Origin of the sequence: Kitasatospora sp. NPDC057595 (assembly GCF_042800875.1) — a bacterium.
Taxonomy (GTDB): domain Bacteria; phylum Actinomycetota; class Actinomycetes; order Streptomycetales; family Streptomycetaceae; genus Kitasatospora.
Map to the genome: position 1 here is coordinate 95,175 of NZ_JBHVGL010000002.1, position 13,078 is coordinate 108,252.

Below are 13,078 nucleotides of genomic sequence, written 5' to 3' on the forward strand. Positions count from 1 at the left end.
GTCGGGCGCCGGGGCCGGGTGGTTGAAGGCCGTCGGGTACCGGGGCCGGCCCGCCGTGACGACGGGCCGGCCCCGCCCGTTCAGCCCAGCTGCTCCGGCAGCGGCTCGGTGTGCAGCACCTCCAGGCCGGAGACCGCACGGGTCAGCGCCACGTACAGCCGACGCAGCCCGGTCCGCTCGTCCGGCTCGCCCGCGACCACCGCGGCCGGCTCGTCCAGCACCACGTAGTCGTACTCCAGGCCCTTCGCCAGGGACGCCGGGACGAGCGTCAGCCGGGCCTCGGCACTGGTCTCGGTGCCGGGCGCGAGGTGCGCCAGCCCGGCCTGCGTCAACGCCTCCGCCAGCTCCGGGACGCGCGCGTCGGCCGCGATCAGACCGGTCGACCCCTCCCGCTCCAGCGCCCGCCGGCAGGCCGCGACCACGGCCTCCGTCCGCTCCTCCTCGGCAATGTGACGGATCATCAGGGATCCCGGCGCCTCGCGCACCGAGCTGGCCGGGTTCAGTCCGGGGGCGATCGACGGCAGCAGCCGGGAGGCGTACGCGATGACCTCCTCCGGCACCCGGAAGCCCTTGGTCAGCTCCTCGATGTGGGCGGCCGGCTTGCCCAGGTGGTGCAGTGCCTCCGGCCAACTCGCCGTCGCCCAGGGGGTGGTGCCCTGGGCGAGGTCGCCCAGCACGGTCGCCGAGCCGGTGGTGCAGCGGCGGCCGACCGCGCGGTACTGCATCGGCGAGAGGTCCTGCGCCTCGTCCAGCACCACGTGCCCGAGCGAGGCGGTGCGCCGCACCAGGTCCGTGGCCTCGTCGACGAGGACGGCGTCGGCGGCGGTCCAGCGGGCGGTCTTCACCGAGCGGCCCGGCTTGGGCCACCGCACGGCCGCCTGCTCCTCGGCGCTCAGCACGCCCTCCGCGCAGGCGGCCAGGAACTCCGGGTCGGAGAGCAGCCGCAGCACCAGCTTGGCCGGGTCGACCGCCGGCCAGCAGGCCTTGACCACCGCCTTCACGGCGGTGTTGCGGGCCACCGCGTCCTGCACCCGGTCGTCCGGGGCCTCGCCGCCCTGCTCCATCTTCAGCAGCACGGCGTGCGCGATCCGCTGCGGCAGTGCCTCCGCGGCCGCCCCGTAGCGGATCTCCCGTCTCTTCAACTCCTCGATGATCCCGGTCAGTTCGTGGACCGGGACGCGCCAGCGGCGGGATCCGCGGATCACCACGCACGGCTCGGTGGGCAGCGCGATGCCGGAGCGGACCGCCCGGCGCAGCACCTCCGCCATCCGGGCGTCGCCCTTCAGCCGGGCCGCCTCGGGGGAGTCCTCGCCGCGCACCTCGACGTGCCCGACCAGCTGCTGCACGGTGGCCTGCGCGACGTCCAACTCGCCCAGCGCGGGCAGCACCTGCTCGATGTAGGAGAGGAAGGCGTTGTTCGGGCCGATCACCAGGGTGCCCGTGCGGGCCAGCCGCTCGCGGTGCGCGTACAGCAGGTACGCCACGCGGTGCAGGCCGACGGCTGTCTTCCCGGTGCCGGGGGCGCCCTGCACGCAGAGGGTGCCGGAGATGTCGGCGCGGACGATCTCGTCCTGCTCCGGCTGGATGGTCGCCACGATGTCGCGCATCGGGCCGACGCGCGGCTTCTCGATCTCGGCCGCCAGCAGGGCGGAGGCGCTGTCGTCCTCGGCGGGGTCGGAGAGGTGCTCGTCCTCGTAGGCGGTGAGCTCGCCGCCGGTGTAGCCGAAGCGCCGGCGGCGCTCGACGTCCAGCGGCTCGGTGCGGCTGGCCCGGTAGAACGGCTGGGAGACCGGCGCGCGCCAGTCGATCACCATCGGGTCGCCGTCGGCGTCGTGCACGTGCCGGCGGCCGATGTAGAAGCTCTCCCCGCCCGACCCTTCGCTCAGCTCCTCGCTGATCGCGTGCAGGTAGTCGAGCCGGCCGAAGAACAGCGGGGTGTGCGAGAGGTCGGCCAGGGCGGCGATCCTGGCCTCGATCTGGTTCTGCAGCACCAGGGCGGTGACCCAGGTGCCGGTGACGTCGCGGATGTCCAGGGACTCGACGTCCTCGCGCATCGCGCGCAGCGCGGCCCTGGACGCGGCCAGGTGGTCGCGTTCACGCTGCAGGGGGTCGGTGGTGGGGGTGGCGGGCACAGCGAACCTTTCCGGCTGCCCCGGAGACGGGCGCAGCGGATCGTAGGAGCTCACAGTGGATACCGGCCGGTTGCCGAACGGCCGGCACCTCCCCCGGCTGCCTGCGCGACTACAGCAGGTACCACGGTTCGGGAGGGGGCAGACGGACGATCCTAGCCGCGTCCGCCCCTCCGATCCACCCCTGCCCCCGCGGTTACAGGACGTCGTCCGCGTCGATGATGCGGTAGGCGTAGCCCTGCTCGGCGAGGAAGCGCTGGCGGTGGGCGGCGAAGTCCTGGTCGACGGTGTCCCGGGCGACCACGGAGTAGAAGTGGGCGGCGTGGCCGTCCGCCTTGGGACGCAGGACCCGGCCGAGGCGCTGGGCCTCCTCCTGCCGGGAGCCGAAGGTCCCGGAGACCTGGATGGCGACGGTCGCCTCCGGCAGGTCGATGGAGAAGTTGGCGACCTTGGAGACGACCAGGACGCCGATCTCCTTGTTGCGGAAGGCGTCGAACAGCTTCTCCCGCTGGGCGTTGCTGGTCTCGCCCTTGATCACCGGGGCGTCCAGGGCCTCGCCGAGCTCGTCCAGCTGGTCGATGTACTGGCCGATGATCAGCGTCTGGTCCTTCTCGTGCTTCTTGACCAGGGCCTCCACCACCCGGCGCTTGGTCGCGGTGGTCGCGCAGAAGCGGTACCGCTCCTCGGGCTCCGCGGTCGCGTAGGCGAGCCGCTCGGAGTCGGTGAGGGTGACCCGGACCTCGCAGCAGTCGGCGGGCGCGATGTAGCCCTGCGCCTCGATCTCCTTCCACGGCGCGTCGAAGCGCTTCGGGCCGATCAGGCTGAACACGTCGCCCTCGCGGCCGTCCTCGCGCACCAGGGTGGCGGTCAGGCCGAGCCGGCGGCGGGCCTGGAGGTCCGCGGTGAACTTGAACACCGGGGCCGGCAGCAGGTGGACCTCGTCGTAGACGACCAGGCCCCAGTTGCGGGCGTCGAAGAGCTCCAGGTGGGCGTAGACGCCCTTCCGCTTGGTGGTCATCACCTGGTAGGTCGCGATGGTGACCGGGCGGATCTCCTTCCGGGTGCCGCTGTACTCGCCGATCTCGTCCTCGGTGAGCGAGGTCCGCTTGACCAGCTCGTGCTTCCACTGGCGGGCCGAGACGGTGTTGGTGACCAGGATCAGCGTGGTCGACTTGGCGTGCGCCATCGCCGCCGCGCCGACCAGCGTCTTGCCGGCGCCGCAGGGCAGCACGACGACGCCCGAGCCGCCGTGCCAGAACCCCTCCACCGCCTGTGCCTGGTAGGGGCGCAGGCTCCAGCCGTCCTCCTCCAGGTCGATCGGGTGCGCCTCGCCGTCCACGTAGCCGGCGAAGTCCTCGGCGGGCCAGCCGAGCTTCAGCAGCACCTGCTTGATCTGGCCGCGCTCGGACGGGTGCACCACCACGGTGTCCGGGTCGACCCGGGCGCCGACCAGCGGGACGATCTTCTTGGAGCGCAGCACCTCCTCCAGCACCGGCCGGTCGGTGGTGGTGAGCACCAGGCCGTGGGTCGGGTGCTTGAGCAGCTTCAGCCGTCCGTACCGGGCCATCGTGTCGGCCACGTCGACCAGCAGCGCGTGCGGCACCGGGTAGCGCGAGTACGTCACCAGGGCGTCCACGACCTGCTCGGCGTCGTGGCCCGCTGCCCGCGCGTTCCACAGCCCGAGCGGCGTCACCCGGTACGTGTGCACGTGCTCGGGCGCCCGCTCCAGCTCCGCGAACGGCGCGATGGCCCGGCGGCAGTCGCCAGCCCCGGGGTGGTCGATCTCCAGGAGAAGAGTTTTGTCGCTCTGGACGATGAGCGGTCCGTCGTTCACGCGGGGGAGCCCTCCACTGGCTGACAGGTAGGTCGGGTCTGCGGGTCCTTCGGGACGCCGACCCTCCAGTGTCGCGCATCCGGCCGGGTGGGCGGGACCGCTCGGCTCGGGACGGCTACTTCCACTCGTGGTAGGTGGCGGTGGACTTGCCGTCGGCGGCGGCCTCGTACTCGAAGAGGCCGACGACGTGGTTGAGGCGTTCGAGCCCCGGTGAGACGGTGTGGAAGAAGAGGGAGCCGCGCCAACTGGTGCCGCCGCTCTCGGTGAAGTGGCCGATGCCGCTGCCGTGCCAGACGACGCTCTGGCCGTCGGCCGTCATGTCGACGCCCTGGCCCTCGCCGTGCAGGGTGCCGTCGGCGCGCAATTCGGACTCGTAGGTGCCGAAGCCGGTGACGGCGGTGCCGTAGTAGCTGCCGCTGCCCTCGAACGAGACCTCGACGACGACGTGGCCTTCCCCGGCGTCGAGGACGCGCCGGCCGATGATCCGGCCCTGCATGTCGCCTATGAGATCGCCGAGCATGATGACTCCTTTCGTCACCCCCCGCATTCCGGACTACGCCGGTGGGGGCGGGGCGTCAACCGGCGGTACGGGCGGTGCGGAGGGGGTGGCGCGGGGTGACCGGCGGCGGGGTGGCTCGTTGGGGAGGGCATGAACAAGTCGAAGCGCGTCCTCACCGCCCTCGCCCTCGTCGGTACGGCCTTCGCCGCGACCGCCACCACCGCCACCTCCGCGCACGCGATCGCGGGCATCGGGGAGGGGCCGGGCGGGCTGCTGGCCTCGCCCGGGTTCCTGCTCGCCGACCTGACCGGGGCCACCTCCGTGATGCCGGTCGGGCAGGGCGACCTCGCCGCCATGGCGGAGAAGGCGATGAAGGAGAAGCAGGCGGAGCAGGACGCCAAGCAGCAGGGGCACTGAGCGCCCGGGGCCCGCTACTCGTCGAGCTCGGCGACGCCGGTGATCCGGTGCAGCGCGAAGGTGCGCAGTTCGCCGTCGTGGTGGTCGAAGGCGGTGACGTAGCCGCCCTCGACCTTGACCGGGTCGATGATCCGCTGGCTGGCGAGGCCCTCCGCGTTGAGGTAGCCGATCCACATCTGCTCGCCGAGCAGGACCGCGGTCTGCAGCGCCGCGAGGGTCTCGGCGGCGGCCGTGCGCGGGAGTTGGCGCCCGGCCGGGGCGGTGGGCTCGCGCCGGGCGGCCGTCGCGGCCCGGTCCCCGGCCCGGATCGCCTTGAGGGCGGCGGCCAGCAGGGTGTCGTCCGGCGCGGGCGGGCCGTCCGGGACGGGCACCGGGGCCGCGCGCGGCGGGGTGCGGTGGCTGTCCGGACGGGTGACCAGCACGTCGCCCTCGGCGGACTCGGCGGCCGGCGCGTACCCCATCGCGCGCAGGCCGGCGAGCAGCACGTCGGGTGCCGCCTGGGCGGCCAGCACGGTGGGCGCGAGCAGCCGCAGCCGCAGGTCGGCGGCGCGGCGGTCGGCCAGGATCTCGTTCAGCAGGGCCGGGTCGTCGCAGCGCAGGTAGGACGAGGCGGCGCCGACCCGCAGCAGGCCGTGCCGGCGGGCGACGTCGTCGATCAGGTAGGCGAGTGGCTGCGGGACGGGCGTGCGGGAGTGCTGCTCCAGGAAGGACCGCAGGTCGGCGGCGGTGCGGCCGGCGTCGAGGGCGCGGCGCACCGACCCGGGGGTGAACCGGTAGACGGTCGCGCCGCCCTTGGACTCGATGTCGGCGCAGAGCGCGAGCGCCTGGGCGAGCGGGGTGAGCAGCGGGCCGGGGGCGATCGCGGTGAGGTCCGGCTGCAGGATGACGTGGTCGAGCGGCTGCGGCAGCAGCGGGGCGAGCACGGCGGCCGGGTCGTGCTCGCCGGTGAGCAGGGCGCGGGCGGGCGCGGCGAGCGCCCCGCGGCCGGTGACGCCGAGCAGTTCGGCCTCGGCGAGGGTCCAGGCGACCAGTTGGTCGCGCAGGTCGCCGCCGCCGTCGGGGGCGCTCGGCCCGCCGCGCAGCGGGCGCTGCCAACGCAGCGTGGGCAGCAGGTCCTCGGCGGCGGCCGGGGTGCCGGGCGGGAGTTCGGCGAGCAGGGCGAGGGCGGCGCGGCGCACCGACGGGGCGAGCGTGCGGTCCAGCTCCGGGCCGAGCGCGGCGCGCTGCCGGCCCTTGCCGTCGGGGGTGCCGGCGAGCGCCGCGACGCGGGTGGCGGCGAGCCAGGCGCGGGCGAGCACGGTCCACCGCTCGGCGGTGTCCAGCCGCAGCCACTCGTCGTACCCCGGGGTCGGCGCCCAGCGCTCGTCGACCTCGCCGTCCGGGGCCAGCAGGCCCGCGGTGTAGGCGAGTTCGAGCCAGAACGCGGCGACCGGCTCGGTGCTCTCCAGGGCCTGGGCGGTGCGCTTGAGGTCGCGCACACCGAGGCCGCCGGCGCGCAGGGTGGGCGGCGGGGTGAGGCCCCAGAGGTCGAGGAGTTCCTCGACGGTCCGCACCGCGGTGTGCGCCTGCCCGGCCGCGGCGGCGTCCACCACCTTGGGGTCGCGCGGCGCGGTGGCGGGCGCCGGCTCGGGCTGGACCGGTTCGACGGTGCGGTGCGAGCGGCCGCCGCGCAGGTGGAGGGCGAGTTCGCGGGGCAGTACGACGCTGCCCGGGCTGCTGGGCAGCAGCAGGCCGCGGGCCAGCAGCCACTCGACCGGGCTCTGCGCGTCCTCGGCGGTGACCGGGCGGGTGGCGTCGGGGACGGTGCCGGTGGGCGGACCCCAGACCAGCCGGTCGAGCAGCCGCAGGGCGGGCTCGGGGGCGGTGGCGAGCAGTTCCTCGCAGCGGGCGCGATCGGTGAGCAGCGCGGTGAACGCGGCGACGGCGGTGACCGGGTCGGACGTCGCGGGCTGTCCGGCGGCGGCGAGCAGCTGCTGGAGGCGGGCCGGCGACATTCCGGTGGTGGCCTCGGCGAAGGTCGGGCCGAGGCCGGTGCGGCCGGGGTTCTGGGCGGTCGGGGCGAGCGCCTCGCGGGCGGCGATGACCAGGCGCAGACCGTTGTCCGGCCCCCAGAGCAGGGCGCGGTCGCGCAGCGTGGCCAGGGCACGGGGGAGCGCGGCGGCGACGGCGGACCGGTCGGCGGCGCTCAGCGGGGTGGCGCCGGGGTGCGGCTTCACCTTGGTCGGCCCGGCCAGCAGGGTGCGGACGGCGGCGGGCGGGGTGCCGTCGGGGAGGGCGGCGAGCGCCTCGGCGACCTGGAGGGTGAACCGGTCCAGCCGCTCCAGCGCGCGCAGCGCGGAGGCGCGGGAGGAGAGCCGGGCGGTGAGCTGGGTGAGGTCGCCGGGCACGGGGTTGAGCAGGTCGGGGCGGGACCGGAGCAGGGCGGCGAGGTCGTCGTCGGGGCGGGCGCGCAGCTCCTCGGCGAGGGTGCGGGGGCCGGCGGCGGACTTGGCCTGGCGTTGGTGGCCCTGCTGTGTGGTCATTCGACCTAGGTTAGTCGGGCGGTGGCCGGGTGGGAGGGTCCCGGCGTCGGCGGAGCGGCCGGTGCGGTGGGGCGCGCCGGGGCGCCGGGGCTCGCGTGGCAGGCGGCGGGTGGGTACCGTCACGGTCGGCGGGGATGACGCCGCGTCCGGACGCGTGTCGGGTCCGGTTCGGTACGGGCAGGGCGGGGTGTGCGATGTCGGACGGCGAGTGGTGGCGCAAGCAGGGGCCCTGGAGCGAGCCGCCGGCTGCCCCGGGGCCCGCGGGCCCGGGCGGGGGTGGTGAGGGGGACAGCGTGTACGCGCGGCAACCGGAGCCCGCCGCGCCGCCGCGCCCCCCGGTGCCGCCGCGCCCTGCCGGGGCACCGCCCGCGCCGGCGTCCGCGCCGTCCTCCGCGCCGGAGGGAGCGCCCGGCGCGTTCCTGCCGCCCCCCGTACGGTCCTCGCGGCCGTCGGGGCCTTCGACGTCCGCGACGCCTTCGCGGCCTTCGCGATCGGCACCGTCCGGGCGGGGCGACGGCTCGCCGTGGATCGCGAAGCCGGGCGAGGCGGCCCCCGCCGACCCCGAGGCGCTGCCACCCGCCTACCGCGCCGTGAACACGGGCGACTGGGACTACGTGAGCATCGACTTCGGCGACGGCCCGGTCGCGTCCAACCGGCCGATCCCCGAGCAGCGGACCGCCCCCGAGGAGGAGACCGGGCCCGGGCCGGCGGGCGAGGACGCCGCGCCGGGCGGGACCGCGGCGACCGAGCCGCCCGGCGCCGACGTCCCGGGGGAGGCGGACCAGGGGAAGGGGAAGGGGAAGGGGAAGGGCCGGGCGAAGAAGGCCAAGGGCCGCAAGGGCCGGGCGGCCAAGGCCGGAGCCGCCCCCGACGCCCCCGCGGCCCCCGAGACCCCGGACGGCGCCGCCAAGGCCGGGGCGTCCGCCGTCCGCCGCCCCTCACCGCTGCTGCTGCTCTCCGCCGCCGTACTGATCGGCGGTGCCGTCACCGGACAGCTGATCGCCATGCTGATCGGCTGGGCCCTCGGCTACCTCTCCCGCCACCTGTCCGACCTCACCCGCAAGGTGGCCGTGTTCGGGATCCCGCTGATGACGATCAGCGGCAGTTCGCTCTTCGTCTGGGGCCGCGCCCAGGGCCGCTGGGGCACCGCCCTGAACCCCGGCGAGCAGGTCAACCAGGTGGTGTGGGACTCCGCGCCCGGCGTGCTGCGGGTGGCGGCCGTGCTGTCGGCGGTCTTCCTGCTCCTGATGTCGCTGCGCCGGCGCAGCGGCTGAGCGGTCGGCGCGGCGGCCGAGCGTCCGGCGCCGGGCGGCAACTCCCGTGCGGCGGGTCGGAGAAGCGGGAAATCGTCGCCTTCCGTTCATGGTCGGCCGTACGACGTTCTGATGGAATGTCGGCCTGGTGTCCCCGATGCCGCTCAGCCGCCGCAGGAGGTCTCCCGTGCCACCGTCCTCGTCGTTCTCGTCGCCGTCGTCCGCGTCCGCGTCGTCCGTTCCGCCCCGGCCCCGGTCCACCGCGCTCAGCCGGCGCGGACTGCTGGTCGGCGCGGCCGTCGCCGCGGGCGTCCAGGCACTCAACATCCGTACGGCGCACGCGGAACCGGTCCGCCGCGACCCGTTCCTCCTCGGCGTGGCCAGCGGCGATCCGCTGCCCGACGCGGTGGTCCTGTGGACCCGCCTGGTCGCCGACCCGTTCGACGCCGCGTCCATGGGCACCCGCACCGTGCCGGTCTCCTGGGAGGTCGCGGCCGACCCGGGCTTCCGCCGGGTCGTCCGGCGCGGCGTCGCCGCCGCCGAGGCCGAGCGCGCGCACAGCGTCCACGTCGACGTCCGCGGACTCCAGCCCGGCCGCGACTACTGGTACCGCTTCCGGGCCGGCCGCCACCTCAGCCCGGCCGCCCGGACCCGCACCGCCCCGGCCGCCGGCGCCCACCCCGGCCGGCTCCGTCTCGGCGTGGTCAACTGCCAGGACTGGCAGCACGGTTACTGGCCCGCGTACACCGCCCTGGCCGCCGAGGACCTCGACGCCGTGGTGCACCTCGGCGACTACATCTACGAGACCGACCCGAGCAGCGCCTTCCCCGACCGCCTGCACACCGCCCCGCAGACCCCGGGCCTCAACCAGTTGATCACCCTCGCCGACTACCGGGCCCGGCACGCGCAGTACAAGACCGACCCGGCGCTGCAGGCCGCGCACGCCGCCTTCCCCTGGATCGTCACCTGGGACGACCACGAGGTCGAGAACAACTACGCCGGCCTGGTCGACGAGATCGACGACACCGGCGCCGCCCACCAGGACACCGCCGCCATGGCCCGCGAGCGCGCCGCCGCCTACCAGGCGTACTACGAGCACATGCCGCTGCGGAACCCCTACCGCAACGGCTCCCCGGACTACCGGCTGTACCGCCGCTTCGACTTCGGTGACCTGCTGCGCCTCAACGTGCTCGACACCCGCCAGTACCGCACCGACCAGCCGGGCGGCCACAGCCAGGACCTCGGCCCCGTCGCGGACGGCCTGGGCAACGCCGCCGGCACCCTGACCGGCGCCGAGCAGGAGGAGTGGCTGCGCCGCGGCCTGGGCGACTCCCGGGCCCGGTGGAACGTCATCGCCCAGCAGGTGATGATGAGTCAGATCCGCTTCCCGAACTTCCTGGACCCGTCCCACCCGCTGCCGCCGCTCGCCAACCTCGACCAGTGGGACGGCTACGACCCGGCCCGCGCCCGGCTGCTGCGCTTCCTGCGGGACGCCGCCGTGGCCAACCCGGTGGTGCTCGCCGGGGACATCCACTCCTCCTGGTTCAGCGACCTGCGGATCGAGCGCGACGACCTCGCCGCCGCCCCGGTTGCCGTCGAGTTCACCGCCACCAGCGTCAGCTCGGAGTTCCCGGCCGCCTTCGACGGGCCGCTCAAGGCGCTCAACCCCTCGCTCAACCCGCACGTGCGGTACTTCGAGGGCCTGAGCCGCGGCTACCTGCGCCTGGACGTGGACCGGGAGCGGTGGCTGACCGACGCCCGGACCGTCGACAGCATCGCCGTGCGCGAGTCGCCGGTGCGGACCTCCGCCTCCTGGGCCGTGGTGGCCGGCGAGCCGGGCCTGGTCCCCGCCTGACCATCGTTCCCGGCCTGCCCGTCGTTCCCGGCCTGCCCGGCGCTCCCCGTCCGACGGCCGTTCCCGGCCTGCCGTCAACTGCCCAGTCGGGCCCGCCCGTCCGGCAGAATCGGCGGCATGCTGAGAATCGGTTCCGTGGTCCTCGGGGTGGCGGACGTCCGCCGGGCGGCGACGTTCTGGGGCGAGGCCCTCGGGTACGTCCCCCGGGACGGCTCGCTGGAGGACGACTGGGTGGTGCTCGTCCCGGCGGACGGCGCGGCCGGTGTGCAGGTGGCGCTCGGCCGGAGCGCCACCCCGCCGCAGCGCCACCCACGCGTCCACCTGGACCTCTACGCGACGGACGCGGCCGACCAGGCGGCCGAGGTGGAGCGGCTGATCGGCCTCGGCGCACGGCTGGCCGACTGGGACCTCTACCCGCCGGACCCGGACTTCGTGGTCGTCGAGGACCCGGACGGCAACCGCTTCTGCGTGATCGACGCCAGCCGAACCTAGCCGTCACGACGACGGCGGCGGTTGCGGCGGAGGCGGCGGAGGTCGCGTGGGTGGTGGCCGCGGTGCTGTCCTTGCCGGCGCTGGTGCTCGTGCCCGTGTTCGTCCCGGTGGGCGGCGCGGGTCTCCATGCCGCTGCGCACCGTCCGGCTCAGCGCGCCGGCCGCCGCCGCCAGGAAGACGAAGTTGTAGGCGATCTGCAGCAGCACCACCAGCCGGGGCCCCTGCCCGGCCGCGGTGATGTCGCCGTAGCCGATGGTCGCCATCGTGACGACCGTGAAGTACAGCGAGTCGAGCCGGGTCTCCAGCCCGACGAACTCGCCCTGGCGGTCGGCCAGTACGTAGTAGGTGGCGGCGAAGACGGTCAGCGAGAGACAGATCAGGAAGGCCAGCCAGACCCCGGGGTGGCGGCCCGTGCCGCGGACGGTGTCGACGATCCGGGCCAGCAGCAGCCCGGTCAGGCCGGTCAGCACCACCCCGAAGAGCACCCAGCTCAGTCCCGGGCGGTCCTGGCCGAGGAGGCGCAGCGGAAGGGTGAAGTAGCCGAGCATCAGCAGGGTGAACGAACCGAGCAGCAGGGCCCAGGCCCGCGGGTCGGGGCTGTCCCGGGGCGGGGGCGTCGGCGGTTGCTGCCCGGCCATCCCGGTCAGCCCGCCCCGGCCGGGGTGCCGCCGGGCTCGTCCAGGAACTCCAGCACCGCCAGGACCGCCACCAGCGCCAGCGCCAGACAGAGCGTCACCAGGACCGTCGGATAGCTCCACAGCACGAACGCCAGCGCCGCGCCCGCCACCGCCGCCCAGCCCAGCCAGGCCTTCCAACGGTGCACGAACCGGCCCACCGGCCCCGGCCGCAGCCCGGCCCGTTGGGCGGCGCGCCGCACCGCCCCGAGTCCGGACGCCCACAGGCCCCGGACCGTCCCGGCCCACCGCCCCCGGCCGCCGATCCAGGCGCCCAGCGCCACCAGCAGCCCGAGTGCGACCACCACCCGGACCGCCGAGCGCAGGTAGCGCACCAGGGTGTCGTACACCGCCTGGGCCGCCGCCAGGTCGACCCCGGCCGCCAGCCGGTCCAGGTACACGGCGCGGAAGACGGACAGCCCGATCCCCAGTAGCAGCGCCCCGCCCGCCATGCCCAGGGCGACCGTGACGACGGCCCGGCGGCGCCGGCCGGCCAGCAGCACACCGCCGGCCGCGCAGGCCACCGTCAGCACCGGGAGCCAGAACCCGGCCAGGTCCAGCAGCCGGAAGCCGGTCCGGATCCTGGGGATCGCGTCCGACTGCACCAGCGTGTACTGGGTGTGCACCTCGGGGATCCGGGCGGCGATCGACAGGCCGTTGTCGACCAGCCGGGTCTTCACCCGGTCGATCAGCGGCGCGAGGTCGAGCACCACGGTGTCGTTCCTGATCTCGACGGCCCCGCCGCCCTGGCCGGTCAGCATCTTCTCGACGGCGGCGTGGGCGTCCCGGTTGACGTCGGTCCAGATCGTGGCGAAGGCGTCGCTCCGCACCACCCGCAGGACCTGGTCGTGCACGAAGCCGGTGATCCCGTCGGTGAGCGCCTGGCCGATGCCGCCGAGCAGGGTGTTCAGCAGCGGGCGGTCCGCCGGGGCGACCTCGGTGAGCAGCGAGTCGACCGGGAGGTAGGTGACCAGCTCGGCGGTCACCCGGTCGGCGACGGCCGTCTGGACGGCCGGGTCGGCGGCCAGCGGCGCCATGGTGGCGACGTACCGGTCGGTGTCGGTGATCTGCGACCTGGTCCAGACGGCGGCGATGCTCAGCGGCGTCAGCACGCAGGCGAGCAGGACCAGCAGGACGGCGAAGGCGGAGCGGGCCCGGTGGCGCCGGGGCGGGGCGGCGGCCGTGCGGGCCTCGACGGCGCCGAGGCGGGCGCGCAGCTCGGCGAGCTCGTCGGAGCGGTCGCCGCCGGGCCCGTTGGTCGCCATGCCTCAGCTCCGTTCCTCCGGTCGTGCACACCAGGAGATAACGGATCAAAAGGGACGGCCAGTCGAGCCCGGGAGCCGGGCGAGCGGGTGGCCGGGCGGGTGGCAGGGTGGGTGGACACGACGAAGCCCCCGCCGCGG

10 protein-coding genes are annotated in these 13,078 nt (G+C 75.2%); 4 read left to right on the forward strand and 6 right to left on the reverse strand.

The window, feature by feature from the left end; genetic code table 11:
• Window positions 1–80: 80 nt before the first annotated feature.
• From ACFU9E_RS03820 to ACFU9E_RS03830, 3 genes are all read right to left on the reverse strand, one after another.
• Window positions 81–2,132 (reverse strand): HelD family protein, encoded by a 2,052-nt coding sequence (locus tag ACFU9E_RS03820; protein ID WP_380683477.1) that lies wholly within the window; start codon window positions 2,130–2,132, stop codon window positions 81–83.
• 193 nt (window positions 2,133–2,325) lie between these two features.
• Window positions 2,326–3,963, reverse strand: a complete 1,638-nt coding sequence (locus ACFU9E_RS03825) for a DNA repair helicase XPB (RefSeq protein ID WP_380683476.1) — start codon at window positions 3,961–3,963, stop codon at window positions 2,326–2,328.
• Between the two features lie 115 nt (window positions 3,964–4,078).
• Entirely contained in the window at window positions 4,079–4,483 is a 405-nt protein-coding gene (locus ACFU9E_RS03830) for a hypothetical protein (protein WP_380683475.1), read from the reverse strand.
• Between the two features lie 129 nt (window positions 4,484–4,612).
• Here ACFU9E_RS03830 and ACFU9E_RS03835 point away from each other — a divergent pair, with 129 nt between their 5' ends.
• Window positions 4,613–4,879 carry a hypothetical protein gene (locus ACFU9E_RS03835; RefSeq protein ID WP_380683474.1) on the forward strand — a complete coding sequence of 89 codons (267 nt, stop codon included), beginning with the start codon at window positions 4,613–4,615 and terminating at the stop codon, window positions 4,877–4,879.
• A 14-nt stretch (window positions 4,880–4,893) separates the two neighbouring features.
• Here ACFU9E_RS03835 and ACFU9E_RS03840 read toward each other — a convergent pair whose 3' ends face one another.
• On the reverse strand, window positions 4,894–7,401 hold the full coding sequence (locus tag ACFU9E_RS03840; protein WP_380683473.1) for a helicase C-terminal domain-containing protein: 2,508 nt from the start codon (window positions 7,399–7,401) through the stop codon (window positions 4,894–4,896).
• Between the two features lie 590 nt (window positions 7,402–7,991).
• Here ACFU9E_RS03840 and ACFU9E_RS03845 point away from each other — a divergent pair.
• The 3 genes from ACFU9E_RS03845 (at window position 7,992) to ACFU9E_RS03855 (ending at window position 11,001) form a co-directional block, all read left to right on the forward strand.
• Window positions 7,992–8,675, forward strand: a complete 684-nt coding sequence (locus tag ACFU9E_RS03845; protein ID WP_380683472.1) for a hypothetical protein — start codon at window positions 7,992–7,994, stop codon at window positions 8,673–8,675.
• Window positions 8,676–8,841: 166 nt separating this feature from the next.
• Window positions 8,842–10,509, forward strand: a complete 1,668-nt coding sequence (locus tag ACFU9E_RS03850) for an alkaline phosphatase D family protein (protein WP_380683471.1) — start codon at window positions 8,842–8,844, stop codon at window positions 10,507–10,509.
• Window positions 10,510–10,626: 117 nt separating this feature from the next.
• The gene (locus ACFU9E_RS03855; protein WP_380683470.1) at window positions 10,627–11,001 is read left to right on the forward strand and encodes a VOC family protein; all 375 of its coding nucleotides are present in this window, start codon (window positions 10,627–10,629) and stop codon (window positions 10,999–11,001) included.
• On the opposite strand, the gene ACFU9E_RS03860 is transcribed toward ACFU9E_RS03855, so the two are convergent.
• Together ACFU9E_RS03860 and ACFU9E_RS03865 are read right to left on the reverse strand one after the other, a co-directional pair.
• Complete coding sequence (locus tag ACFU9E_RS03860) at window positions 10,998–11,639, reverse strand: potassium channel family protein (protein WP_380683469.1); 642 nt, start codon at window positions 11,637–11,639, stop codon at window positions 10,998–11,000. The two genes, ACFU9E_RS03855 and ACFU9E_RS03860, sit on opposite strands and share 4 nt — an antisense overlap.
• Window positions 11,640–11,644: 5 nt before the next feature.
• On the reverse strand, window positions 11,645–12,940 hold the full coding sequence (locus tag ACFU9E_RS03865; protein ID WP_380683468.1) for a hypothetical protein: 1,296 nt from the start codon (window positions 12,938–12,940) through the stop codon (window positions 11,645–11,647).
• Between the last annotated feature and the right edge of the window lie 138 nt (window positions 12,941–13,078).